Annotated in this window: 19 protein-coding genes and 3 pseudogenes; 11 read left to right on the forward strand and 11 right to left on the reverse strand. The window is 57.0% G+C overall.

Features of this window, described 5'->3' with window-relative positions; all coding sequences use genetic code 11:
• The first annotated feature begins 105 nt into the window (after window positions 1-105).
• The 9 genes and pseudogenes from ACA068_RS15950 (at window position 106) to ACA068_RS15990 (ending at window position 11065) form a co-directional block, all read left to right on the forward strand.
• On the forward strand, window positions 106-888 hold the full coding sequence (locus ACA068_RS15950; RefSeq protein ID WP_497303067.1) for a sugar phosphate isomerase/epimerase family protein: 783 nt from the start codon (window positions 106-108) through the stop codon (window positions 886-888).
• Window positions 881-1918: a sugar kinase gene (locus ACA068_RS15955; RefSeq protein ID WP_497303069.1), complete on the forward strand. Its 1038-nt coding sequence runs from the start codon at window positions 881-883 to the stop codon at window positions 1916-1918. Before ACA068_RS15950 ends, ACA068_RS15955 begins: the two co-directional genes overlap by 8 nt.
• 45 nt (window positions 1919-1963) lie before the next feature.
• Window positions 1964-2890, forward strand: a pseudogene (locus ACA068_RS15960) (MFS transporter); the annotation flags it as partial.
• Between the two features lie 769 nt (window positions 2891-3659).
• Window positions 3660-6020, forward strand: a complete 2361-nt coding sequence (locus ACA068_RS15965; protein WP_497303071.1) for a type VI secretion system Vgr family protein — start codon at window positions 3660-3662, stop codon at window positions 6018-6020.
• A 17-nt stretch (window positions 6021-6037) separates the two neighbouring features.
• Window positions 6038-8257 carry a hypothetical protein gene (locus tag ACA068_RS15970; RefSeq protein ID WP_497303073.1) on the forward strand — a complete coding sequence of 740 codons (2220 nt, stop codon included), beginning with the start codon at window positions 6038-6040 and terminating at the stop codon, window positions 8255-8257.
• The gene (locus ACA068_RS15975; RefSeq protein WP_497303075.1) at window positions 8238-9149 is read left to right on the forward strand and encodes a tetratricopeptide repeat protein; all 912 of its coding nucleotides are present in this window, start codon (window positions 8238-8240) and stop codon (window positions 9147-9149) included. The genes ACA068_RS15970 and ACA068_RS15975 overlap by 20 nt, the downstream gene beginning before the upstream one ends.
• Window positions 9150-9283: 134 nt before the next feature.
• Entirely contained in the window at window positions 9284-9499 is a 216-nt protein-coding gene (locus ACA068_RS15980; protein ID WP_497303077.1) for a hypothetical protein, read from the forward strand.
• A 136-nt stretch (window positions 9500-9635) separates the two neighbouring features.
• Entirely contained in the window at window positions 9636-9830 is a 195-nt protein-coding gene (locus ACA068_RS15985) for a carbon storage regulator (RefSeq protein WP_497303079.1), read from the forward strand.
• A 995-nt stretch (window positions 9831-10825) separates the two neighbouring features.
• Window positions 10826-11065, forward strand: a complete 240-nt coding sequence (locus ACA068_RS15990; protein ID WP_497303080.1) for a hypothetical protein — start codon at window positions 10826-10828, stop codon at window positions 11063-11065.
• 94 nt (window positions 11066-11159) lie between these two features.
• Here ACA068_RS15990 and ACA068_RS15995 read toward each other — a convergent pair.
• The 5 genes from ACA068_RS15995 to ACA068_RS16015 form a co-directional block, all read right to left on the reverse strand.
• Window positions 11160-12376 (reverse strand): IS3 family transposase gene (locus ACA068_RS15995; RefSeq protein ID WP_497303082.1). Its coding sequence is split into 2 segments (ribosomal slippage): window positions 11160-12031 and window positions 12031-12376, totalling 1218 coding nucleotides; the frame shifts between segments, so codons are not numbered across the junction.
• 332 nt (window positions 12377-12708) lie between these two features.
• Window positions 12709-13116 (reverse strand): TetR family transcriptional regulator, encoded by a 408-nt coding sequence (locus tag ACA068_RS16000; RefSeq protein WP_497303084.1) that lies wholly within the window; start codon window positions 13114-13116, stop codon window positions 12709-12711.
• Window positions 13113-15002, reverse strand: coding sequence for a site-specific integrase (locus ACA068_RS16005; protein WP_497303086.1), 1890 nt, complete (start codon window positions 15000-15002; stop codon window positions 13113-13115). The genes ACA068_RS16000 and ACA068_RS16005 overlap by 4 nt, the downstream gene beginning before the upstream one ends.
• On the reverse strand, window positions 14999-16675 hold the full coding sequence (locus ACA068_RS16010; protein ID WP_497303088.1) for a site-specific integrase: 1677 nt from the start codon (window positions 16673-16675) through the stop codon (window positions 14999-15001). Before ACA068_RS16010 ends, ACA068_RS16005 begins: the two co-directional genes overlap by 4 nt.
• A complete protein-coding gene (locus tag ACA068_RS16015; RefSeq protein WP_497303090.1) occupies window positions 16675-17820 on the reverse strand; it encodes a tyrosine-type recombinase/integrase in 1146 nt (381 codons plus the stop codon). Before ACA068_RS16015 ends, ACA068_RS16010 begins: the two co-directional genes overlap by 1 nt.
• 102 nt (window positions 17821-17922) lie before the next feature.
• Here ACA068_RS16015 and ACA068_RS16020 point away from each other — a divergent pair.
• A pseudogene (locus ACA068_RS16020) lies at window positions 17923-18294 on the forward strand (MFS transporter); the annotation flags it as partial.
• Window positions 18295-18316: 22 nt separating this feature from the next.
• Window positions 18317-19315, forward strand: coding sequence for an NAD(P)-dependent oxidoreductase (locus ACA068_RS16025; protein ID WP_497303092.1), 999 nt, complete (start codon window positions 18317-18319; stop codon window positions 19313-19315).
• 96 nt (window positions 19316-19411) lie between these two features.
• On the opposite strand, the gene ACA068_RS16030 is transcribed toward ACA068_RS16025, so the two are convergent.
• From ACA068_RS16030 to ACA068_RS16055, 6 genes and pseudogenes are all read right to left on the reverse strand, one after another.
• Complete coding sequence (locus tag ACA068_RS16030; protein ID WP_497303094.1) at window positions 19412-20599, reverse strand: pyridoxal phosphate-dependent aminotransferase; 1188 nt, start codon at window positions 20597-20599, stop codon at window positions 19412-19414.
• A gap of 43 nt (window positions 20600-20642) precedes the next feature.
• Window positions 20643-21506, reverse strand: coding sequence for a methyl-accepting chemotaxis protein (locus ACA068_RS16035; protein ID WP_497310607.1), 864 nt, complete (start codon window positions 21504-21506; stop codon window positions 20643-20645).
• Window positions 21498-22268: pseudogene (locus tag ACA068_RS16040) on the reverse strand (MCP four helix bundle domain-containing protein); the annotation flags it as partial. The gene ACA068_RS16035 and the pseudogene ACA068_RS16040, both read right to left, overlap by 9 nt.
• 220 nt (window positions 22269-22488) lie before the next feature.
• Window positions 22489-23322, reverse strand: coding sequence for an SDR family NAD(P)-dependent oxidoreductase (locus tag ACA068_RS16045; RefSeq protein ID WP_497303095.1), 834 nt, complete (start codon window positions 23320-23322; stop codon window positions 22489-22491).
• A gap of 126 nt (window positions 23323-23448) precedes the next feature.
• A complete protein-coding gene (locus tag ACA068_RS16050) occupies window positions 23449-24585 on the reverse strand; it encodes a glycerate kinase (protein WP_497303097.1) in 1137 nt (378 codons plus the stop codon).
• A 289-nt stretch (window positions 24586-24874) separates the two neighbouring features.
• The gene (locus ACA068_RS16055) at window positions 24875-25987 is read right to left on the reverse strand and encodes a sugar diacid recognition domain-containing protein (RefSeq protein WP_497303099.1); all 1113 of its coding nucleotides are present in this window, start codon (window positions 25985-25987) and stop codon (window positions 24875-24877) included.
• Between the last annotated feature and the right edge of the window lie 149 nt (window positions 25988-26136).

Genomic DNA, 26136 nt, shown 5'->3' on the forward strand with positions numbered 1-26136 from the left:
CTGTAGGAGCGAGGCTTGCCCGCGAAGTGGCCCTGAAAAACACCACATCACTCAAGCAGCCTTTTTTTTGAACAAAAATGAAACCGGTTTCAGAGGTGCAAAACAATGAATAAACCACCCGTTTCCATCAGCCTGTCGAGCTACGGCGCCGATCTGGTCCGCCAACGCGGCCAAGGCAGTTTTATCGAGGTGTTGGCGGCTGCCGGTGCCACGCGCATTGAATGGCGCGAAGAGTTGCTGACCGATGAAAACCCGCTGCAACTGGCCGACGCCACTCAGTCACATGGCCTGGAAAGCATCTATTCCTCACCGATAGAACTGTGGCAGGCCGGCCAGTCGAAACCCAATCCTCAATTGCTCACCACCCTCCAGCGCGCCGAAACGTTCGGCGCCAAATGGCTGAAAGTTTCTTTGGGCTACTTCACTGACAACAACGACTTGCAAACCTTGAGCCGGATCCTCGCGCAAAGCCCGATGCAGCTGCTGGTGGAAAACGACCAGACGCTGCACGGCGGTCGTATCGAGCCGTTCCAACGTTTCTTCGGCGAGGTCGAGCAACACCGACTGCCGATCAAAATGACCTTCGACATCGGCAACTGGCAATGGCAGGACCAGTCCGCCGCCAGCGCTGCGCGGCTGCTCGGTCGGCATGTCGGCTACGTGCATTGCAAAGCCGTTGCGCGTCGGGCCGACGGCAAACTGGTCGCCATCCCGCCGGCTACCAGCGATGTGCATCTGTGGGAACAACTGTTGCGCCACATGGCTCAAGGCGTTATGCGCGCGGCGGAATATCCGCTGCAAGGCGATGACCTGGTGCAGTTGACCACCGACCATGTCGCCACCCTCGCCCGCCTCGGTCAATCCCGCCTGGAGAGTGCCCATGTCTGAGTTCGATATCCTCTCGTTCGGCGAAACCATGGCCATGTTTGTCGCTGAACAGAACGGTGATCTGGCAACCGTCGGCCAATTCCACAAGCGCATTGCCGGTGCGGACAGCAACGTCGCGATCGGCCTGTCGCGGCTGGGGTTCAACGTGGCGTGGCTGAGCCGGGTCGGTGCCGATTCGCTGGGGCGGTTTGTCGTTGACACACTGGAAAAAGAAGGCCTGGACTGCAGCCATGTCGACATCGACCCGGCACATCCGACCGGGTTTCAGCTCAAGTCCCGTACCGACGATGGCAGCGATCCGGCGGTTGAGTATTTCCGTCGCGGTTCGGCGGCGAGTCATTTGTCGGTGCAATCGATCGCCCCGTCGTTGCTCAACGCGCGACATCTGCACGCCACCGGCATTCCTCCGGCGCTGTCTGCGTCTGCCCGGGAAATGTCCTTCGAGTTGATGACCCGAATTCGCACTGCCGGGCGCAGCGTGTCCTTCGACCCGAACCTGCGCCCGAGCCTGTGGGCCAGCGAGCAACTGATGATCAGCGAGATCAACCGCCTCGCCGCCCTCGCCCATTGGGTGCTGCCGGGGTTGAGTGAAGGCCGTTTGCTGACCGGGTTTGACGACCCGGCGGACATTGCGGCGTTTTATCTCGATCAGGGTGCAGAAGCGGTGGCAATCAAGCTCGGGCCGCATGGCGCGTATTACCGCACGCAGCTGGATCAGGGTTTTGTCGCCGGCGTGCCGGTGACAACGGTGGTCGACACGGTTGGGGCTGGCGATGGCTTTGCCGTCGGGATGATCAGCGCCTTGCTCGAAAACCACAGCTTCGCCGATGCCGTGCAGCGGGCCAACTGGATTGGTAGCCGTGCGGTACAGAGTCGGGGGGATATGGAGGGGTTGCCGACCCGACTTGAAATGTCCGTCGAGTTTGAGACCGCTGTTCTCGGGCAAGCCTCGCTCCTCCAGGGCAGCGGCGCTCTTGTAGGAGCGCGGCTTGCCCGCGAAGAGGCCCGCACAGTCACTGAAGATTTTTGACCCGTTACCTGCTGCGACAAAAACAACAAGCTCAGGAGCACCACCATGAAAACCGCCTCACTCGCCACCCGCCGCTGGTGGTACATCATGCCCATCGTTTTCATCACCTACAGCCTGGCGTATCTGGACCGCGCCAATTACGGCTTCGCGGCCGCCTCCGGGATGGCCGCCGACCTGATGATCACGCCCGGCCTGTCTTCAATGCTCGGCGCGCTGTTTTTCCTCGGTTACTTTTTCTTCCAGGTGCCGGGCGCGATCTATGCACAGAAGCACAGCGTCAAGAAGCTGATTTTCGTCAGCCTGATTCTCTGGGGCGGCTTGGCCACACTGACTGGCATCGTATCCAACGCCTATTGGCTGATCGTGATTCGCTTCATGCTTGGCGTGGTCGAAGCTGCGGTAATGCCAGCGATGCTGGTGTATCTGTGCCACTGGTTCACCCGTGCCGAACGCTCCCGGGCCAATACCTTCCTGATCCTCGGCAACCCGGTGACCATGCTCTGGATGTCGGTGGTGTCAGGTTATCTGGTGCAGCATTACAGCTGGCGCTGGATGTTCATCATCGAAGGGTTGCCGGCGGTGCTCTGGGCGTTTATCTGGTGGCGTCTGGCCGATGACCGTCCGGCCCAGGCCAAGTGGCTGACCGACCAGGAAAAGCATGACCTGGAAAGCGCCCTCGCCGCCGAACAGGTCGGTATCAAAGCGGTGAAGAACTACGCCGAAGCCTTCCGCTCGCCGAAAGTGATCATCCTCGCGCTGCAGTTTTTCTGCTGGAGCATCGGTGTCTACGGTTTCGTATTGTGGCTGCCGTCGATCCTCAAGGCCGGTGCGCAGATGGACATGATCGAAGCCGGCTGGCTCTCGGCGCTGCCGTATCTGGCGGCGGTGATCGGCATGCTGCTGGTGTCCTGGGGCTCGGACAAACTGCAGAAGCGCAAACGCTTCGTCTGGCCGCCGCTGTTGATTGCCTCCAACAGTTCTGGACCCTAGCTAACCGTTATTTCTTAATTTATTAAATTAATTCAATATCTTAGCGTAAGTAACTATTTTTAGATTTTTTCTGAGTGCGTGTCACTCCCCCCTACTCGCGAATGGAGTAACTGAGATGCCACCACTTTGGTAGGATAACCATTCAGCCCGATGAGGGTGACCAAGCCATCGATGGATTTTCGGAATTCCACGGGCTCGGGGTACGGATACATTGGCATCAGGATGCATCATGACGGGTTGGCTCCAGAACGAAAGTGGGAACACCGCATCCAGCATCAAATTGCGACCTTAAAAGTTGGGTTCAAACAGTGGTTGGGATGCACGCCGAACTCCTGCGCCAGCTCAGCCAAATTTTCTTCGCCCTTGATCGCGGCAATAGCAACCTTAGCCAGTGGGTGCGTTGTGCTTGTCTGCTCATTTCAGTATTCGTTTCTCGGGCGCTTCCCACGCCGATGGGAGCAGCTTTCTACTTAAAGGGCTGCACAAATTTCCGGAGCCACCTTTGATCTGATTTGCGACCCGATCAGCGCTTTTTAAATTCCGAACAAAGGTGACATTAAAGGTCGCTCGCCATTTCAGACTTTCCGATGGTTTTTAGGACTTTTCCTACATTAATACGGTTGATGACTTGCTACCATTCTCGGCTATTTAGCCTCATTTGCATCTGGATATGACTCGGTAAAAACGAGTTGTACGCTTATTAAGTGAGCGCACAAGGCTCACGCTATGTCGCAGCCCAAAGGAACAAAGGATGTTCAATAAAGCCAATGAAACGCACTTCAGCCTGAGCATTGAAGGCTTCCAAAGCGACTTACAAGTGCTCTCTTTTAAGGGCTCCGAAGGCATCAGTCAGCCCTATCGTTTCGACTTGGAGTTGGTTAGCGAAAACCCGGACCTGGATTTGGAGAAGCTTTTGCACAAGCAGGCTTTTTTGGCAATTGATCCACTCGGGAGCGGCATTCACGGTCAGATCTATCGTGTCGCACAGGGTGATTCCGGCAAGCGTCTTACCCGCTACAGTTTGTCCCTCGTGCCACAACTGGAATACCTGCGTCACCGCATCAATCAGCGCATTTTTCAGCAGCTTTCGGTGCCGAAAATCATCGCCCTGATCCTCGAAGAACACGGCATCCAGAGCAACGCCTATCAGTTCCAGATTGGCTCCCCGTGCCCGGATCGCGATTACTGTGTGCAGTATGATGAGTCAGACCTGCACTTCATCCAGCGCTTAGCTGAAGAGGAGGGCCTGAGTTATCACTTCCGGCACAGCACTCAGAGCCATCTGCTGGTGTTCGGCGATGACCAGACCGTGTTCCCGAAACTCGGCCAACCCACCGCCTATGTGCAGGGCAGTGGCATGGTAGCCGACAAACCGGTGATCAAGGGTTTTAACTTGCGCATGGAAACCCGCTCCAGCCGAACCACCCGTCGCGACTACGACTTCGAGAAACCGCGCCTGTTACTGGAAGCCGGCTCCAAATCTGAATCTAAAACGGAAGAACCGGAACTCGAAGACTACGATTATCCGGGCCGTTTCACCGACCGCACGCGCGGCAAGCTCCTCAGTCAGCGAGCCCTAGAACGCCACCGAGCGGACTACCAGCAAGCTGAAGGCTGGGGTGATCAGACCCGACTGGCCAGCGGCCACTTCCTGGAACTCTCCGAGCACCCGCGCAGCAAGTTGAATGACCTCTGGCTTTTGACTGAAATCACCCACGAAGGCAAGCAACCCCAAGTTCTGGAAGAGTCGATAACCAGCGACACCAGCGCTCTCAAAGACGACTTCCATCAAGGCTATCGCAACCGTTTCCTAGCCATACCGTGGAACGTATTTTACCGTCCGCCCCTGAAGCACCTGAAACCCCGCGTGCTGGGTAGTCAGACCGCTAAAGTCACGGGGCCCCAAGGTGAAGAAATCCACTGCGACCAGTATGGGCGGGTCAAGGTCCAATTCCATTGGGACCGCGAAGGCCAAGCCGACGACAAGACCAGTTGCTGGCTACGTGTTTCCTCCGGCTGGGCTGGTGCTCACTACGGCGGTATCGCCATCCCACGCGTCGGCATGGAAGTGCTGGTGACGTTTCTCGAAGGCGATCCCGACCAACCGCTGGTAACTGGGTGCCTATATCACAAAGAAAACCAAGTCCCCTATGACTTGCCCGCCAACAAGACTCGGAGCGTCTTCAAAACCCTCAGCTCTCCCGGTGGTGGTGGCTTCAACGAGTTACGTATTGAGGACAAAAAAGATCAGGAGCAAATCTTTATCCATGCCCAGCGCGACTGGGACGAGAACATCGAACGTGACCAAAAAATCCGCGTCGGTAACGAACGCCACGACACCGTGGAAAAGAATAGCTACACCGAACTCAAGGCAGAAGAACACCATACCGTCCACGCCGACCGCAAGGTGGACCTTAAAGCCGATGACCACCTGGTGGTGGGACAGAATCAGCACATCAAAGTCGGCACGGCTCAACTGATTCAGGCTGGTCGGGAAATCCACCTCAAGGCCGGACAAAAGATGGTGATCGAAGCCGGAGTAGAGCTCACGCTGAAGGCCGGAGGCAGTTTTATTAAGTTGGACGCTGGCGGCATTACCGTAGTGGGGTCACTGGTGAAGATCAATTCAGGAGGAGTCCCAGGCCAAGGTACCGAGAATGCGGCACTATTACCGGTTATTCCGTTACCCGTTGATATGGACAAAGCGGGTGACCTTTTGGCGCGCGCAGTCTCGCAACCCGCCCTGGATGTCATACACAAACTGAATGCGGTGGTGAGTCCGCTACCAGGAATGCCAGGGTATAAAGACGAGCCATATACCTTGTTCGCCGATGGAGCCGTTATCCAAGAAGGGCTGACTGGTACCGATGGTTTGATCAGGTTTGAACATGCCCCCGGAACTCAAGCCTACGCAATCGAACTGGTGAATGGTCACCGCTTCGAAATTGAGCCCAAAGAAGACAGCAGCGAATCTGCTTCACAGAAGCACCATCTAGCGCGTCAGGGCTATCGCGACTACCAAGCAAAGCTGGATCAGCTCGAACCGCTGGTTTCGGCGGATGACTACCGTGCGTTTACGCCGAGCCCGGCAAACAAGCCGAAGAGCCATTGATTGCAGGGAGCAATGAAATGACCACTGACTACAGCAAACAAGTGATTCAACTGAAGCCGTCTGAGCATAAGTCCACGACCTTGACCATGGACTGGTACGCCAAAACAGCACTTTATCCACCGCGCACCGGCATGCACATCACGCCGCTGATCAACGGTGAGCGGGCATTCGGCGCCGTCTACGATGCCATCCTCGCGGCCCAAAAAACCATCGATATCATCAGTTGGGGATTTGATCCGGCGATGCGTTTCAAGCCCGACGGTGATCGGATCGGTGAAATGCTGGACGTTCGAGGTCGACACGGCGTCAAGACGCGGATCCTGATCTGGAAAAGCCCGGTGGCCAACTTCGCTGAAAACACCATCATCGGTGATGGGCTCATGGGGTCTGGAGGTACTGCAATGGGCTCCGGCATGACCCATGGGAGCGCAGCCTCCAATAGCGACCTCAAATACCGTCAGGCTTTGGAATCTCAGCGAACTTATTATCAGCATGAATTGGATAAATTACGTTTGGCCAAATTGCACGCGGCTCAACGGCGTGTTGACGGTAGCGGGTTTACTTCCCTACCACCCAACCCCACGCGTGAGCGTGAGTTGCAGACCATGCTGGCTGACATCGAGGCCCAACTCAACGGGACGGGTGGTTACAACACATCTAAAGGTTCTGGAGCGCCCAAATATTCCCCCCATGATGAGGAATACACCCGGGAATGGTTCAACCGCCTGCACGATGGCCGCATGCAGAACGTTGAGTTTCGTACCCGAGATTTTTCCACAGAAACTAATTTCCGACTTAACTCGATCATGCGCGGCCCCCAGATGGCCAAGGAAAAGGGACGACTGGCGATCCTTTATCGACTGATAAAAGGGGAAGCACCGGACGTCAATTTTGGGCATATGCTGGCGCTAACCTTTTTTGCCAGCCACCACCAGAAAATGGTGATGGTCGACTACGAAGACACCCCTAACACGGTGGGTTTCGTCATGGGCCACAACATGCATCGCAATTACTGGGATACCAGTGCTCACTTGTACGACGACAAAACGGCGCAGCGTAGCCTCGGCTTCGGGCCCTGGCAGGATTTGTCCATGCGGGTGCAGGGACCGGTACTGCATGACCTGAACCATAACTTTTGCACAGCGTGGGACCGAGAGACCTTCTGGATCAAAAAATGGTTTGAGGATGGCTTGCTCGAACAACGCCAGGCCATCAAGCCGATCAATTTTAGAGACGCGGGAACGGTCACGGCGCAGATTTGCCGTACGCAACCACAGGAGGGGGCAGAGACCTCAATTCTGGAGCTGTACCACAACGCTTTAGGAAACGTGCGCAACTACGCCTATATGGAAAATCAGTATTTCCGCTATCCCGCGTTTGCCAAGCAATTGCGTGAACTAGCAGCGGCTTACCTTGCCAAAGGGCGAGGCCAAGATCTGTATCTGTTCGTGGTCACCAACAACCCGAACAATCCGAAATTTTCCGGTACCACCTATGCCACCCTGCAAGAGCTCGGGCAGGAACAGCTGATGCCGCAGGCTCAGCGCGATCTGACAGAGGAGATGCTGCAAAAGCGTAGCCGCTTGGCTTATCTAAAAGCGCACCTTAGTTCTAATCCCGGCGTGCAGAGGAATCAGCTCAATAAAGTTAAATGGCTAGAGAGTGATATAGCGGAACTGGAAAAAATGGGCGTCACCCCCGAATTAGAAAAACGTCTTGGTGGGCTCGAGCCAGAAGATATTCCTGATCTCGGAAAGCCGAAGGCAGATAATACAGATGAACCCAAACCTTACACCCTCAAAGATATTCCCGGTCTCAAAGTCGTCCTCGCCACGCTTACTGCGTGTACTCCAGAACCGGGCAGCAGGCTGCTCGAAGGACAGCGGGCTTTTTTTCGCGACATCTATGTGCATTCAAAACTATTGATAGTGGACGATGTATTCAGCTTGCTCAGTTCGGCCAATATTAACGCACGCAGTATGCACACCGATTCCGAATTGGGACTGGCGGCACCAGATCCTGATCTGGCCTTGCAATGGCGCGACGAGTTGTGGAAGTTACATGCTGGCAAATCATTCAATAAAGATGGCTGGCAATGTGACGCGGCTAAAAATTTTAAACGATGGAATGAAGTAATGGATGCGAATTGGGAAAACAAAAACAAAAATAAGCCATTGATGGCTCATCTCACCCGTTTCTGGGACGTGGAGACGCCATATGCCTATCCCGTTGATTAAAGCCATGTCCTTTGGTGTACTCATTTTTTCTCTTTTGTTGAGCGGAGCTCCAGCCATGGCCTATCCAACCTTTACCTGTGCTTATGAAAAAGACCACAACCCGCCGCTGAATGTCGAAGCGGAAGGCTGGTTTCAACAAGGCCGTGCTATGGAGAAGGCACGAGGGGTTAAAGACTGGCGTGCCATCGTCGAGCTTTACGAAAAAGCCATTGCCAAAGACCATTGGAAGGCTATGCATAACCTGGCAGGACTTTATCGCACCGGCTGGCCTGGGCAGCCGGGGGTTGAGCAAAACACCGACAAGATGCTGGACCTCTACGAGCGCATGATAAAGCTTAAAGTCCCGCTGGGTTATTACAACTGGGCCGTGGTGGTTGAGAATGGACTAGGGGTATTGAAGTCGGATCGCATGGCCAGTTCGTATATGTTCCAAGCGGCGCAATTGGGCAGTCCTTTAGCCCAAGTTCAAATCGGCCAATACTTCGCTTATGCTCTCCCTAGGGATAAGCAGGATGATGACATGGCTGAGCTTTATTATCGTTGCGCGGGAGCTCAGGACAATCCAGACGCCATCGAGAAAACCGCAAGTTTTTATAAAACAGCGAAAGAAAACTATCCTCGATCACTGTTTTATTATCAGCGCGCCGCATCGCTGGGGAGCTTTACGGGATTAAGCAATTTACAAGGCGCGTTTGATTCGCAACTTGACCCATTATATAATTTTGGTTTCCACCCAGATAAAAAACTTTATGACTTCTACTCTAAACTTCTGGAACAAGTTGACGGCATCTCTGCCCCTCCACTCCCTGATCTTATGAAAGACCACCCCCTTCCACCCCACCCTGAACAAGGTTATGACGCGGAGCACCCAGATCGCAGACCGAAAATCTGAGTAACGGTATTCAATCCAACCGTGGCGATTTAATTAAGTGCGTCGCGGAAGGAAAGACCTCATCTAAAAGCGCAGCAAGGGCGTTATGAGCCATACAAGCCAACGAAAACTTCTATAGCTAAAGGACCAGTACGATGCGTAAATTTTTGGGAATATTGGCGGCTGTGCTTTTCGCCATTTCCATACTCAGTGCCTTCCTGTGGTTGGGCGGTGTTGCAGGCTCCGTGACCGGAAGTGGGAGGAATACTGATGATCTTGACTTTCTCCTTACGGCTGCGAAGGTTTTGTTTATCTTGAGCCTGATAGGCGCAGTAGTGGCTTTTTTCTGGCCGAAAGAACGTCACCTGTAAAATCGAAAATTTGAAGTTCAAGAAGAGAGGTAATTACGTGGGCTTTTGCCCCCTCCCTTTTGCCGGATAGCACTTTCTTATAATTAAGCTAGCGGAATTTTGCCGAGCAAAAATAAATAACAAATAAGGAGTAATAATGCTGCTACTAACTTGCAAGCCAGGCGAGACATTCCGTTTGGGTGAGGAAATAATAGTCAGTTTGATGGACGTCCAGGGAAAACATGTTCGTTTGGGGTTCACAGCTCCGAAAGAAACCGCGATACATCGCCATGAGTACTACCAAAAGCTTCCGGATCAGACTCGTCTGCCGACTCGAAACAGCAGTGAATAAGCCCAGCCGGTGGCGCGCACTCGATCAACTCTTCACCGTGTGACCGATAGGCACTGACATGACTGAAACGCCCCTTAAAACCCTTGAAGGTATGCAGCAGTTGGCTCAGTCGCGGGGAGGATGGTGCCTGTCAGACGCCTATCAGCACGCGTCTACGCGACTGTCTTGGCGCTGTGCGCACGGTCATGAATGGTTAGCCGACCCTTACCGCATTGTTCGAGGGAGCTGGTGTCCTGTCTGTGCTCGCCTGCAACGACGCGGCACGTTGGAAATGGCGCAACATGTCGCTGGCGAGAGGGATGGGCTTTGCCTATCAACTCAGTACGAGTCGCGCCGTGTCCCTTTGGAATGGCGGTGTAAGCAGGGGCATCGCTGGCAGGCGACGTTTGCGGCTATCAAACAGGGTCGTTGGTGTCCTACTTGTGCCAACTTAGGGCGACGCGACACGCTGGAAGCGATGCAGCAGATCGCAATTCAGCGGGGAGGACACTGTTTGTCAAATGTCTATGTCAATTGCGCAACCGCTTTGCTTTGGGAGTGCGACCAACGGCATCGCTGGGAGGCAGTTCCCGCGGGGGTCAAGCATGGGAGTTGGTGCCCGGTCTGTGCCAGGGACGCCCGTTGCAACACCCTGGAGCAGGTTCAAGCCATAGCCCAGCAGAGCGGTGGCGAATGTTTATCTTCACGTTACATCAATGGGATCACGCCACTTGCTTGGCGTTGTGCACAAGGTCATACATGGGATGCCGCCCCCGCCCGCATAATGCAAGGTAGCTGGTGTCGCCAGTGCTATTACGACAGCATGCGCAGCAATATTAAAGCCATGAGGGTCATGGCCGAGGAGCGCGGTGGGCGTTGCCTTTCAGAAAACTATTTTGACACGCAAACCAAGCTGCAATGGATGTGCAGTCTCGGACACACGTGGTTTGCCACACCTGCCTCCATCACACAGAGGTCCTGGTGCCCATTGTGTTCTTTTTTAGCCAAGTGTCGTAATGACCATAAACGACACAAGTACCTGTCAACTCGATAGCGACACAGTTGAGTCAGCGATAGCTATGTTTATGGCCGTTCCGCCAGTCATCCAGATTTGCCAGAATCATTTTCTTGCTGGAACGATTCACTTAAAAAACGCCTCGCTTGAACAACTTGCGATGATTCCGCTTGATGACGAGGACCACGAACGGATGATCGCCGAGATGACGGGAGGGCATCAACTTAGCACTCCCTATTAATATGTATCGACTCGCGGCCTAAGCGGACGTCTAGCGGCAGGGCTTGTGCAAAGTATTTGGACTGGCCCCTATCAAACCGGACACCAATACCCCGTTAAATTGATGCCGCTGCCAAGCGCCTAAATTCCCGTGGTGAGCGGTATTTCAAGGCGCTATGCGGATGCTCCTCGTTGTAATGCTCAAAGGCAATCGTCAGGTTGCGCAAGGCTGTTTCCCGGTTTGGTTTGGGCATGTGCGCGACGTAGTCGCGCTTCATCGTTTTGACGAAGCTCTCGGCCATGCCGTTGCTCTGTGGGCTGCGCACCGGTGTCGTCACCGGCTGCAAGCCTATCTGTCGGGCAAACAGTCGTGTCTGTTCGGCGATGTAGGCCGAGCCGTTATCGCTCAGCCACTGCACCGGGGTGGGAGGCGCTTCTTCACCGAAACGTGTTTCCACCGCCTCCAGCATCAGATCGCGGATATCGTCGCCGCTGTACCCCGTCGGGCTGGCCACCCAGCCAATGGCTTCTCGGTCGCAGCAGTCCAGGGCAAAGGTCACGCTCAGCTTGTCGCCGTCTTCACAACGAAACTCAAACCCGTCCGAGCACCAGCGGGTATCGCTAGTGGCAACGGCGATACGGCCTTCATGGCGGCGTGCCACGCCGGGCTGTTTAATCCGACGTCCCAGCAGTAACTGATGATCGCGCATCACGCGATAGACCCGCTTGACGTTGATCGGCGCCTGACACCGCTGTTCACGCCGACGACGAAGCAACCCCCATACACGGCGGTAGCCATAGCTGGGCAGCTCACTGACTTCAGCCTGAATCTCTTCGACCAAAGCGACATCGTCCTGCACGCGTCGACGTCTGTCGGGCAGAGCAGCAGGGTTAAGTCGAGCCGTTAACTGCGAGCGCGCTACACCGAGACTTTCACTGATCAGCTTCACAGGTCGTCCCCCGGCAACAAGGGTGAGTGCGCAATCCATTTTCGCGAGCGCGCGATCTCCACAGCTTCCTGGAGGATCTCGACCTGCATGGTTTTTTTGCCGAGCATCCGCTGTAACTCACGGATCTGTTTGAGTGCGTCGGCCAACTCAGAAGCCGGCACGACGGTCTCTCCAGCACTCACAGCCGAGAGGCTGCCATTCTGATAAAGCTTGCGCCATTGGAAGAGCTGATTGGCATTCACGCCATTACGGCGGGCCACCACCGAAACACTTTGTCCTGGTTGCAAGCTCTCGCGAACCATCGCCAATTTCTGTTCTGGGCTCCAGCGGCGACGCCGCTCCTGGCCCAAAAGCTCACCACCCTTATCGCTACTATTAGTCATATACATAACCGTTTGCCTATCCCTTATGTTAAGGGGGAAACGGTGTCCTGTCTTTCAGGGGGCTCGTCCAGTATTTCAGCTTCCCCGCCAGCGCACCGCACGACGTTTTATCCTCTCCAAACGTTCCGGGCATGCACTGCCCGAGCGGGTTGTCACCAGCACCGAACTTGACGTTGAGCTGGGACTGGTGGCAGGCAGCGTGGAGCGCATCACCGGACACTTGCCCAGATCGCTCGAGAATGACGGACAAAAGGGGTATTAAACTTCAAAGAGCCGGCGCACCGGCACGGATGCGGCGTTTCTGTTTTATTCAAGAGGGAGGAGTTTCGGAATTACAACTTGCCGAATGACAGATCTATTACCTTCGGGTCGCTCTGCTTTGCCTTTAGAACTCGGGTCTCGGCTATCAATACTTCGTTAATCGAGGCGAGGTTGGCAATCTTTACGCATAGCGCCTCATTCTCTTGGCGGAGCATTCGATTTTTCTCGCGTTCAGCCAAAAAATCTTGATGTTTCACATCTCGCTGAGCACGACTTGAACGCCCCTGAGCTTCGCGGATCGCCTCAGCGACAGTTGGGTAGTGATTGTGAATCAGAGCGGTTGAAACACCCGCTTCACGCGCCACCGCGGCGATAGTGACCTTGGATTCACCGCTATGCGCCCGACCGCGCAGGATGCGTGCAAGTGCGAGTTGCAAATCCCGCTCGCGGGCGTCTGAGGGCTTGCGTTTAATGGTCATGCTACGTTCTCCTCCGGGTCGTATCCAAGCTGCATAAGCACGTCACGACAGCGATCCAAATCGCGCAATACGCGCTGACGACCACCGTCACCAATGTCTTGGCAATCCAACAACCTTTTCAGGTTGTCGTAAAGGCGCTGGTAGATACCAGCGTGTGCACCTCCAATCACGGCGTTGTTGCAGTCGCCGCAGCGCGTTCGCTCCATGGTGTTACCGACGCAACGATCATCGTCGGCGGTACACCAGGCGTGACCATTACTTCGAATCGCGGTGCTCTCAGCAATCGATGTCACCATTGAGGCGTGGCTCTTGAAAATCGCGAGGTTCGCCGAATCGCGCTGCCAATGCTTGATTGATCGACCGTAGCCGCCAGTCAGCGGTGTGTCCCCCAGCCAAGTGCCGACGACCTCGGACTTGATGTCTTCGAGTTCTGACTGGATGTCTTCGTACAGCTCAATATCGAGATGCTGCCCCCAATCTTGATCCATGGCGTAGCCCAAGGTCATGTCCATGGACCAGTGTGCGAAATGCTCACGCAGATAACGCAGGTCGCCGAATTGACTGTGTGCTGCATAGTTGGCGAATTTACGACGAAATTGATGGCTGGCTAAGATCCAGTTCAGACCACAGCTCTTGGCGAACGCTTTGAGGCACATGTTCCATGCCGAACCCGAGAGGGTACGAACTTGATTACGCTTGGTGGCAGCTACCCCGAGAAAGAGAGCATGCCGATGTTTCTGCGCCGTGGCGATTTGCGGATCACTCGAATTAAGCTTTCTTCGCTCGGAGATCTCAGCATCGATCATAGCCTGATACGGCTCGGCCCAGCGTTCCATTAGGCGCAACACGTGCACAGCAATTTCTGGAATCATCCAGTCGTGCACGCCGGTATCGGTTTTTTCCGACGTGGAGCGCAGCCAGTGGAAGACCGTGCCTTCATCGTCTTCTGTACGGTGGTGCGCGCCAGCTTTTACGTTGGCCAACTCATGATTCCGGCAACCGGAGGTGCTGGCCAGAACGATATAGGAGGCGGTTCTCAAATCTTTAATCGCTTGATTGAATGCCTCAAGCCCGCCTTCCCACCCAAGAGCCGTCAGCTGGCGAACCTTATGCTCCTGAATTGATCTGGTCACCTGTCCCTTGCGTGCTACAGCGACGCTATCGAGGGTGTCGCGCAGATCGAGCAGACGCTCACCGTGCTGAACCTGTTCATAGGCCTTCTCGAACAAAGTACAAAACACCTCATCTGGTATCAACGGCGTTTTGCCGGCCTCACTGTTGAGGGAGGCTCTACCGGCCAGGGCTCTCGCCGATGTATCAGGCCAGGGATGTCTTGGGATTGGGTCGTTGGTGTACTGACTGAGTTCATGAAGCGCCTCGACTGACATAAAACGACGTTCAAGGGCCCCCGGAGACAGCGCCTGCCCCCGATTGCGACGCGTCTGTCGGATCTCCCTACATTCGGCGACGTAATTTGCACAGATCATGGGCGTTACAGCGCCGAAGTGACCGAGCTTAAGTGCGCTTAGATATCGCAGAAAAGGCAATACATTTTCAAAAACACTGCGCAAAGTACTTGCCACGGGACGCTTCTGACCTGCGCGACCGCGTCGTAGGTAGCGATACAGGAGCGACTTCATTACCGCTACAAACGCAGCGGGTACTCGATTGAAGTCCAAGTTCCTCATGTTGTCCGGTACATTGCTCGTCAACCCTTCGAGCTGCCAAATGTTATCGCGATAGCGACTGAGAATGACCCTGTGGCCATCAACATGAATGGCGCTGACAATGAGTGCTTCGCGGTCGCTCTCGGGCAACTCACGTATATCCCCTGGCTGTAGTTCGATACTTGCCCAGGGCAACATGGTCACATTGCTTTTGCTCATGCAAACATCTCCAGACTTTCCACTACATCGGACGACCAAAACGGGTAAGGATTGCGGCGTGCCTGCTCGCGAGCGGCTTCAACGGCGGGCGATTTGAAGGTTCCACGCCGCAGCCCTTCAGCCACGATATAGTCGTCAATCAATCGAGGGATATGCGCGTATTCCTGCGCCCAACGCCGCTTGTTCATGCGGGTACGCTCCGCAAACACACGGAAGTAAAAACTAAATAGCCGGTGCAAATCGTCTCCCGTGACCGCGTAATGTTTGCATCGCAGACAGTTGAGGAAGGAGAAGCACGCTTCCCCCTCACGTTTTGGCGCATATTGGCCGTTCACCGGATCACCACAGCGCCCCATTGGGGTTGTTTTGTAAGTAGCGCCAATGGTCCGGCTGAGTAATTCCTGAACCATTATCTCGCCCATAAACTGCCAGTTGCGCCTCGCGTCTGCGCTAGGTGCCAAGTAATTTCGTCCGGCCACCTGTGGTGTGTTACCAAGAGCGATGGCCGTGGTCATCAGGTCACCCGCGAGCAATTCGAATATTCGGTTGGCAAACGTTTTACGTAGTCGAGAGATGTTGATGCGAAGCGGCTGACCATCCGTATCGAGGAGTCCATAATCAGTCACCAATTTTTTGCTCGCTAGTTTCAACGCTGAATCCGTCAGGACAATGACCGTGCCGACGCCTGGACCACGGTGCACGCGATACAGCCAAACGCAATCCTTGATGTCGTTCGGAGCCTCCGCACGCAGCGTTTCACTGTGAGCAAGGACACGGCGGATCAGACGTTCAATGTTGGTTTTGATGGTTGGGGTCGACTCCAGCCGACGCTCAGTGGCGCTCTCTGCGCGCAGAGCCACTTTACTGCTGCTGTGTCCGCGGCGCTTCCAGAGAACCAAAAAGACACTGTTGTCTTTGGGGTGAGCGCGCAGGCAATCGTGCCCCATCTCCAGCAGCGGCGTGGCGTTACGCCCGGTGTGCAGCGCAACGGTCAACAAGGCATAAGCCAGTAGCTCACCAGTCACAAAGGCGTCTTCATTCCAGATTGGCAGGATCGCCTGTTTCAATGCTGAGGTGAACGCTTGTCGCTGGCGTTTCGGTAGGGGCGTTTCACCCTTACTCTTGCCACTGTTTGGGAACGGGTTTCGCGGAAATGTCGCATCGTCCCCTGTGGTGACCAACGAAATTATCCCTCTGCGGCCCAACGCGTGAAGGACACACTTCATACCGGTGTAGTGAGTACTCTGGCTAAGCGTGGTAATGCCCAATCCAGCAAGGTAGCCAAGAAAATCGTCAATCAATGCACGATCGATGTCGTTCAGGGTCAACTCACGGCTGAGCGCGGTTGCACGCAAAATCATGTAGTTGAGGAAGTGGCGTAACCCGCCTTTACAGAAGCTTGCTACGGAGCTCGCTTCGACCCCAGTGTCCTGCTGGGCTAGAAAGCGTTCCGTCTGTCGCTGGCAGGCATAGGTAATCGAATCGATACCCACGCCATACCAGAAAGCGAAGTCGATGCCGCGCGAGCGAGTGGCATTCCTTCCGAAGTCGACCCTTGTGCGGACAGGTGGAATCACCTCTGGGAGAACAATGACAGACCCGTTCGCGTCGTGACTATGCTCGACTTGCGGGATACTGAGGTCGGTCTTTAAGAAGATCTTGCGCTTCCCCATTAAACAACTCCCAAGTCGTCAGACAGTTCATCGTCGTAAGCCAGCACGGCGTTGTCGGCCAGTTCGTTGACCAAGTGCAGGTACACCATCGTCGTCTGGATCGAACTATGACCGAGCTGCCGCTGCACAAACACGAGCGGTTCTAGGCTGCTGCCATTGCGCTGAAGGGCGACCAGCGTATGGGTCGCGTAGGTGTGGCGAAGCATGTGCGTATGAACCTTGATCTCCGCACGCTTGCCAATTTCTCGGACAATGCGCTCGATGCGTTTACCATCATCGGCGTAGGGTTCACCAGACTGATTCAAGAACAGCGATCTGTGCTGAGTACGACTCAGTGACGCCCGTTCACCACGAACCTGCACGACATATCGGTGCAGATCCGCGAGAAAGCGTCGACTGATAAAAATGTCACGCGGTTTGCTTCCCTTCGTGCGTATTCCATGACCATCGTGCGGATCTAGGCGAATCCGAAAGTTGTGCTCGTGCCTGCCGGCTTTGTCCGGATCGAAGACATACGCCAACGGAAAAGAGGCGATTTCCGCCCGCCGCAGGCCCGTCTGAAGTCCAAGTCGAATCATCATTCGGTGATGCGGATTTTCCGCCGCCCCCAGCAACTCCTTAATATCATCCATGCTGAGGAACTTCGGCAGCACCCGATGCTGACGCGGCATGACGTCGTTCACCATTGCCTTTCCGCCGCTGGCATTGATGTGTGCCAGAAAGCCGGTGGGCCGTCTGACCTTCCGCTCCTCATAACCAAACGGCAGTCTACTCACCCATCCCTGCTGCTGAGCGTACTCGTAGAATTTGCATACATAGTGAAGTCGTTGACGGGTCGTTGATCGAGCCAACTGACACTCCACCAAGCAGTAGTCCCGGTAACCCGCGACAACACTCTTGGCCTCGCCACGCTCCACATCGCGCCAGTCGAGGTCATGTGTCTGAAGGAAACTGAAAAAGTCGTAAAGTGCACGCCCCGTGCTTGGCCAAGATTTCCGCGACCCAATGGCTCCCCGCAATAAAAAGTGGCGCATGAACTCGTTGGCAGGCACACAACTGTCCATGGTGTCCCAAAGCAAAATCGGAAAGCCTGGATATGGTCGACCGCCAATCACCAAGGACTCACTAGCCCACAGAAGCTCCATCTACTCCCCCTAACCTACGACCTGAACTAACGATTCGATAAGCGTGTTTTAATTTATTGTTTATAAAGCACTTATTTTCTAACGCTAATCAAGCCCCAGAAGATTGCGTTCTACGGTTCCTACGCCTTGGGCGCCGAACATTTCTGGTGGTCCTACACCCTGCTGGTGATCGCCGGTGCCTGCATGTATGCGCCTTACGGACCGTTTTTCGCCATCGTTCCGGAAATCCTCCCGGCCAACGTTGCGGGCGGGGCCATGGCGCTGATCAACAGCATGGGCGCGCTGGGTTCGTTTGGCGGTTCCTATCTGGTTGGCTACCTGAACAGCTCCACCGGCTCGCCCGGCGCTTCTTACTTGTTGATGAGCGGCGCGTTGATGCTCTCGGTGGTGTTGACGATTTTCCTCAAGCCCGGCGCCAGTGACCGGGTCGTGACCAAGGCCGCTGCGCCACGGCCAGTGACGGCTCACCCTTGAATTTGAAGTTGAGAAGATGACGATGAAAAAGCAGGTCGTGCTGTACAAGAAACTCTCGCCGCTGTTGATGGCTCGCCTGCATGAGCACACCGACGTGACACTGATCGACAACCTCAACCCGGAGGGCATCGAACAACTGCGCTCCGCCCTGCCCCGTGCCCACGGCTTGCTCGGCGCGAGTCTGAAGCTGGACGCCGAATTGCTCGATCTGGCGCCCGATCTGCGGGCCATCGCCAGCGTCTCCGTGGGCGTCGACAACTACGACATCGATTACCTGACCGAGCGGCGCATCCTGCTCAGCAATACGCCCGACGTGCTGACGGAAACCACGGCGGACACGGGGTTTGCGCTGATTCTGGCGACAGCCCGGCGGGTGGTGGAGCTGGCGAATAGGGTGCGTGCCGGTCAGTGGAACCGAAACATCGGCCCGGTGCATTTCGGCACCGACGTGCACGGCAAGACCCTGGGCATCATCGGCATGGGGCGGATTGGCGAGGCGTTGGCGCAGCGCGGCCATTTTGGCTTTGGCATGCCGGTGATCTATCACAGCCACTCAGCGAAACCGGCGGTTGAGCAACGCTTCAATGCTCAGTACCGCAGCCTGGCGGAGCTGTTGCAACAGGCCGATTTCATTTGCCTGACTTTGCCGCTGACGGCTGAGACCGAAGGGTTGATCGGCGCTGAGGAATTTGCCTTGATGCGCCCCGAGAGCATCTTCATCAATATTTCCCGGGGCAAAGTGGTGGATGAAGCGGCGCTGATTGAAGCGCTGCGCGCGGGGCAGATTCGTGCTGCGGGGCTGGATGTGTTCGAGCATGAGCCGCTTAATCTTGATTCGGCGTTGTTAAAGCTGAACAACGTGGTAGCGACGCCGCATATCGGGTCGGCGACGCATGAGACGCGGGAGGCGATGGCCAGGTGTGCGGTGGATAATCTGCTGATGGCGTTGGCTGGGGAGCGGCCGAAGAATCTGGTGAATGTCGGGGCGTGGTCCGGGCGTCAGGATTTCGGTGTCTGTTAGTCAGCCTTCGCGGGCAAGCCTCGCTCCTGTGGGTTTCGCCGATCCTGTAGGAACGAGGCTTGCCCGCGAAGAGGCCGGCACTCACACACAAAACTGTCAGGCCCGCCGCGCTTCCAGCAAATCCGCCGCACACAAGGCAATCCGCCGGCAGGCATCCGCCAGTTTCACTTGATCCACCACCAACCCGATGCGGATATGCCCCGCCGCACTCGGCCCGAACGCCTCCCCCGCCAGTACCGAAACGCCATACCCTTCGAGCAAACGCTCGGCGAAGCCTTGGGCGCACAGTCCGGTCGGCCGTACATCCACCATCACAAACATCCCGCCATCCGGCCGGATCGGGCGAATCCCCGGGCAACCACTCAACCTCGCGCACACCAGATCGCGACGCAGGCGATATTCCTCACGCATCAGCGCCACTTCCGGCAGGTCGTCATCCAGCGCCACTTGCGCGGCTTTCTGCACAAAATCGGGAATGCCGAACAGCATGCACAACGACAAATGCACCAGGTGCTCGGCCAGCATTTTCGGGCCGATGGACCAACCCACGCGCCAGCCGCTCATGGCGTGGGACTTGGACAGGCTATTGACGGTCGCGGTGCGCTCGGCCATCCCCGGCAGGCTTGCCGGGCTGATGTGTTCGCCCTCGAACAACAGATCGCTGTAGACCTCGTCACTGATCAGCCACAGATCATGGCGCACGCACAACGCCGCCAGCGCTTGCCAGGTCTTCAAGGACAGGCTTGCACCCGACGGATTGTTCGGACTGTTGAGCAACAGGACGCGGGTTTTCGGCGTAATCAGCGCCGCCACATCTGCCGGGTCAACGCGAAAGCCGTTCTCCGGCCGCACCGCCACCGGCACCACCTTGGCCGCGCAAGCGCCGAACACGCCTTCATAGGTCACGTACATCGGTTCGGCGACGATCACCTCATCGCCGGGATCGAGCAGGCATTGCGCAACCGAATACACCGCACACTGCGCCCCCGGAAACACGATCACATGATCGGCGTCCACCGCCTGACCACTTCGCTGTCGATGGCGGCGCGCGATGCTGCTGCGCAATCCGCGACTGCCGCGCACCTCCGGGTAGTGCGTGTCACCGGCCCGCAAGCTGTCGATGGCCGCCTGCACGATGGGCGGCGGCGTGTCGAAATCCGGATCGCCGATCGACAACAGCAGCACATCGATTCCTTGCTCGCGCAGTTCCAGCGCTCGGTCATGAATCTGCCAGGCTGCCGCTCCATCGCCGGCGATTCGTTGGGTCAAGGCTGAATAGCGCATGTGATTCTCCTGTCGCGCGCGGACTCCCAGTCTCAACCCTATCTCAAATCACGAAACGCGCCACCATCGCATTCAAATCGACCGCCAGGCGTGACAGTTCATGGGTCGCGGCGCTGGTCTGATTGGCACCCGCGGCGGACTGAGTGGCGAGGTCGCGGATGTTCACCAGGTTGCGGTCGACTTCGCGGGACACCTGCGCCTGTTCTTCCGACGCGCTGGCGATCACCAGGTTGCGTTCGTTGATCAAGTGGATCGATTGGGTGATTTGTTCCAGTGCCACACCAGCGGCGCGGGCCATCTCCAACGTGCTCTGGGTGCGCTGATTGCTTTGCTGCATCGACGAGACGGCTTCGCCCGTGCCGTTCTGGATGCCGGCGACCATTTTTTCGATTTCCTGCGTCGATTGCGCGGTGCGATGGGCCAGGGCCCGGACTTCGTCCGCCACCACGGCAAAACCACGTCCGGCTTCACCGGCGCGGGCCGCTTCGATCGCCGCGTTGAGCGCCAACAGGTTGGTCTGTTCAGCGATGGCACGGATCACGTCCAGCACTTTGCCGATGTCGCGGCCCTGAGCGGCCAGGCCTTCAATCATCAACGAAGTGTTTTGCACGTCATGGGTCATGGTCTGGATCGCGTCGACGGTTTCCACCACGCGGTCACGGCCTTCGCGGGCGGCCTGGGTCGACTGGTTCGAGGCTTCGGAGGTCGACACGGCGTTGCGCGCAACCTCTTCCACGGCGGCGGTCATTTCGTTGACCGCCGTGGCGGCTTGTTCGATTTCGTTGTTCTGTTGTTGCAGGCCGCGCGACGCTTCCTGGGTCACGGTGCTCAATTCTTCAGCAGCGGCCCCCAGTTGCGTCGCCGAACCGGCGATCTGTTCGATGGTTCTGCGCAGGTTGTCTTGCATGACGGACAAGGCACCGAGCAAGCGCGCCGGTTCGTCCTTGCCGTCGATCTCGATGGGTTTAGTCAGGTTGCCACCGGCAATGGTTTGCGCCGCCTGCACTGCGCGATTGAGCGGCGTGACGATGCTGCGGGTCAGCAGCCAGGCCAGCAGCACAGTCATGAGCGAAGCGACCACCGACACCGCAATGATGCCGTTCACGGCGGTGTTGTAATTTTCTTCCGCGATAACACCGGCGGCCTTGGCGCCATCCTGGTTGTACGCCACCAGTTTATTGAGCTGTTCGCCCATCTGGTCGGTGCCTTCCTTGATCCGCGTATTGATCAAGGTGCGCATCTCCTCCACCTTGTTCTGGCGCGACAGGTCCAGCATCTCGCGTTGCGCTTGCATGTATTTATCCAGCGTCGCGCTGAATACCTTATACAGCGCCGCTTCGTCCGGGCCCGCCGGCAACTCGGCATAGCTGGCCTGGGCCTTGCGCGCCTTGTCGGTGAGCACGGCAATCCGGGTTTCAGCTTCCTGCAAACTGGCCGGCTCGCGGTTGACCAGAATCCGGAACGACAAGATGCGCATGCGCAGGATGTTTTCGGTGACATTGCCCAAGAAGCCGACGCTGGGCAGTTGGGTACTGCCCATGTCGATCGAGGACTGGCGGATGATCGACATGCGATTGACCGCAAACACACCCAGAACGATGACAAGCAAGGCAATGAAGGCAAACCCCAAGAAGGCTCGAGGTGCGATATTCAGATTACGCAGGGACATAGGACGATACTCGGGTGATTGAGTCGGCGAGCGTCCTTGCGGTGATGGCGGAGTGGCGGGCGTTGGGGCACGCACGATTTCAGCCGGGCGCCACTGTTGTAATAGGTTTGTGTGCGCCTATTAGGTGTATCGGCTGGGGATGAGGCTTCTTGCAGGGCATGCAGAGAAATATTTTCAATGCTTCAGAGGTGACCCACTTACGGAACACCTGTTGAACCGTTCATTTCGAATCGTTGCGCTTCAGGAGCCATGCATTCAGCGCTTGGGCATAGCTCTGGCGTTCGGCGCACTCCATGGCGTAGAGATCGTCGTAAATGGTCAGATATTGGCCATTTAGCGCGTCATAGCATCCCGCTGCCAGTTCGAGCACCCGTCCCACCCCTTTTTGCGAGCCGTCCATTTCGCGACGCGCCCCCTGCATAGAACTGCCGGTGACCGGGCATGGCGTCATCAAGTCCGTCAGCAGACCACTGTTATCAATCAAGCCGGGGTAGAAGGCGAACGTCCGGACGCCGCGAGGCGCGGCGCGAACCGCCAGATCTTCAGTGAAACCGGTCAACTTGAACTTCGCGACGGTAAACGCCGAGGGAAACCCCTGCTGTGCACCGACCATCTGCAGGCTGTTGATGATCCTGCCGGTGCCGTGGAGGCTCATTCGAGTTAACGCTTGTTCACACCATGCCTTGCTGCCCAGCATATGCGTGTCCACGACACGCCATTCAGGATCGCCATCGGCTATCCAGGCTTTACCGATCGGCCACCGGTTTTCTGCATGGTTGAGTAACAGACTGACCGGCCCCAGGTTGCGCTCGATGTCATCAAATGCCTGCGCTATTGACTCCTGATCGGTGCTGTCGACACGCAGCCCGAGCGCCTGGCAGCCGTCACGCTGCAAAGAGGTTACGGCGTGGTCCAACGCTTCCTGCTGACTGGCCTGCAACACGACCTGAGCGCCTTGCTTTGCCAATGCCCGCGCACAAAGCCTGGCAAACGGCTGATTCGCACCCGTAATCAGTGCGATTGTCCCCTTGAGGGATGGAAGAGCCGATGACATGCGAAAATCCCTGTCGCAATCTGAAACTTCGGAGCCTACGCAGCAAAAAACCTCCCGCCTACTGTCAGATATGACAGTAGACAAGCCTGCTTTTTGGCTGGCTGCTCGCGACTGGGGAGTCAGGCGTCATGCCTTTGCGCAGCGCCAGACCCGCGCAATATCACTGGCCCGATCACGTAACAACCGCGGTGCCTCAGTACAGGCCTGCTCGAGCGTCATCGGCCCGTTGGCCAAGGCAAACGCGGCATCAATGCCGTGTTCATACAGATCCTGATAACCCTCACCCAAGGTCCCCGCGATCACAATCACTGGCACGCCCTGCTCCCGGGCTATACGCGCCACGCCAAACGGTGTTTTGCCGCGCAAGGTCTGTGCATCGAAACGCCCTTCTCCGGTGATCACCAGGTCGGCGCCCTTCACGGCTTCAGCCAGCCCGACCAACTCGGCGACGACGTCCACGCCGGCCTTGAATTGCGCGTCCAGAAACGCCTTCGCCGCGAACCCCAAACCGCCCGCCGCGCCGCTGCCCGGTTCGTCCTTGACGTCTTTGCCCAAGGCCCGGGCACACAGCTCGGCGAAGTGTCCAAGGGCAGCATCCAGTTGCCGGACTTGCTCGGACGAGGCCCCTTTCTGCGGTCCAAAAATCGCGGAAGCACCGTGCGGACCGCACAGGGGATTGTTGACGTCGGCAGCGATGTCGAAGCGCACCTCGGCCACGCGCGGATCAATTGCACTGAGGTCGATGCAAGCCAGTTGCGACAACGCCAGACCACCCGGGGCCAGCGCTTGTCCTTGTGCGTCCAGCAACTTCACACCCAGCGCCTGCATCGCTCCGGCGCCGCCATCGTTGGTGGCACTGCCGCCGATGGCCAGGATCACCCGTTGCGCACCGGCATCCAGCGCGGCACGAATCAGTTCACCGGTGCCAAACGTGCTGCTGACGCACGCATCGCGCTGCCCCGGCGGCACCAACTGCAGGCCGCTGGCCTCAGCCATTTCGATGATCGCGGTGTGGGTGTGCGGCAACCAGCCCCAGGCCGCATCGACCCTGGCCCCGAGCGGACCGCGAACGGGCGTCCGGCGCCATTCACCTTCGCACGCTGCGAGAATCGACTCGACCGTGCCTTCGCCGCCGTCGGCCATCGGGCATTTGACCAGTTGCGCATCAGGCCAGACCTGCGCCAGACCGAGGGCAATGGCATCGGCCACACCCTGGGCACTCAGGCTGTCCTTGAACGAATCGGGGGCGATGACGATTTTCATGCGAATTCTCCAGTTCCAATGCATTCCATGCTGCCAGCAGCCCTGAACAATAACGCCGGTCCGCTGCACAAGCGGGGGTGGCGTTTATTGTTCATTTCTACAAAACCTCCCGGCCTACACATTTGTTGTAGCAGCTGCCGAGCAGCGCGAGGCTGCGTTCGGCTGCGAAGCAGTCGTAAACCCGGCAGGCGCGATTTATCTGACACACCGCAGTGCATGATTTCACGACTGCTACGCAGCCGAACGCAGCCTCGCGTTGCTCGGCAGTTGCTACAGAAACGGGGTTCGGTCAGTCGGTTTGCGGGAGAAGTTGGACACCAAGATACAGTGCGAGCATGCCATCCAGTTTCAGCGGATCAACCCCGCTCAACTCGGCGATCCGTTCCATCCGATAGCGCAAACTGTTGCGATGAATCCCCAGCGCATCCGCACATGCCTGACTCTGCCCGTCGTGCTCGCACCAGCTGCGTAACGTCGCCAGCAGTTGGCCGTTGCCGTCCTTGGCGATGACTTTGCGCAGGGGTTTGAGCAGCTCATCCAGCGCGTCATCGTTGCGATGCCGCCACAGCATCACCGGCAACCGATAACGGGTGAGCGTGAGCAAACGCGAACGCGGCAACACATCGCGCCCATACGCCAACAAGTCGCCGACCCGTCGATAACAACGACGCAGCCCGGACAACCCATCCGCCTGCCCACCCACGGCTATGCGCAAAATGTTCCAGCCCAGGCCGTCGAGTTTTTCCAGCAGCCGTTCATTCTCGATCGCCTGACTCGCCGGTCGGCACCACAGCAACGACGACTTCGCCGAACTCACGCACCAACTGTCCGGGTAACGCGAAGTCAGCCAGGCACTGAGCGCATCCACCGTCTGCCCGGGACCGTGTTCCATGCCCAACTCGAACAGATAAGGCACCCGCGTCATTTGCGGTTTCAGGCCCAACTGCTGCGCTTCATCCAGCAAGCGCGGCGAATCCCCCGCCTCACTCAGCAGCAACGCCAGCAGATCATCGCAACGCTGACGCCGCCATTGCTGCTCGGCCTGTTGATTACGCTGGCCCACCAACATCTCGGCGGTCATCCGCACCAGTTCGGCATAGGTGCGCAGTTGCTCGGGTTCACCGGTTATTCCCAGCACACCGATCAAGCGCTGATCGAGCAGCAGCGGCAAGTTGATCCCCGGCTGCACGCCTTTGAGATGAATCGCCGTCTGCGCATCGATCTCCACCACCCGCCCGTTGGCCAACACCAATTGCGCGCCTTCATGGCGGGTGTTGATGCGCTCCGGTTCGCCGCTGCCGAGAATCAATCCCTGGCTGTCCATGACGTTGACGTTGTAGGGCAGGATGGCCATCGCCCGGTCGACGATGTCCTGGGCCAGGTCGTGATCGAGTTCGAACATATCGGGATCCTTGCAAGCGTGATGGGACGGGTTGTTCACCCGCACAGGGCTGGGTGGCAAACCCTGTGCTCAGGCACAAAGACAGCAACCCCGAGGGTGGCCGAGACTCTCTGGGCGATCAACGTTACCCTGCGCATCGCAAAAAATCA

This window comes from Pseudomonas sp. LBUM1660, assembly GCF_059695935.1.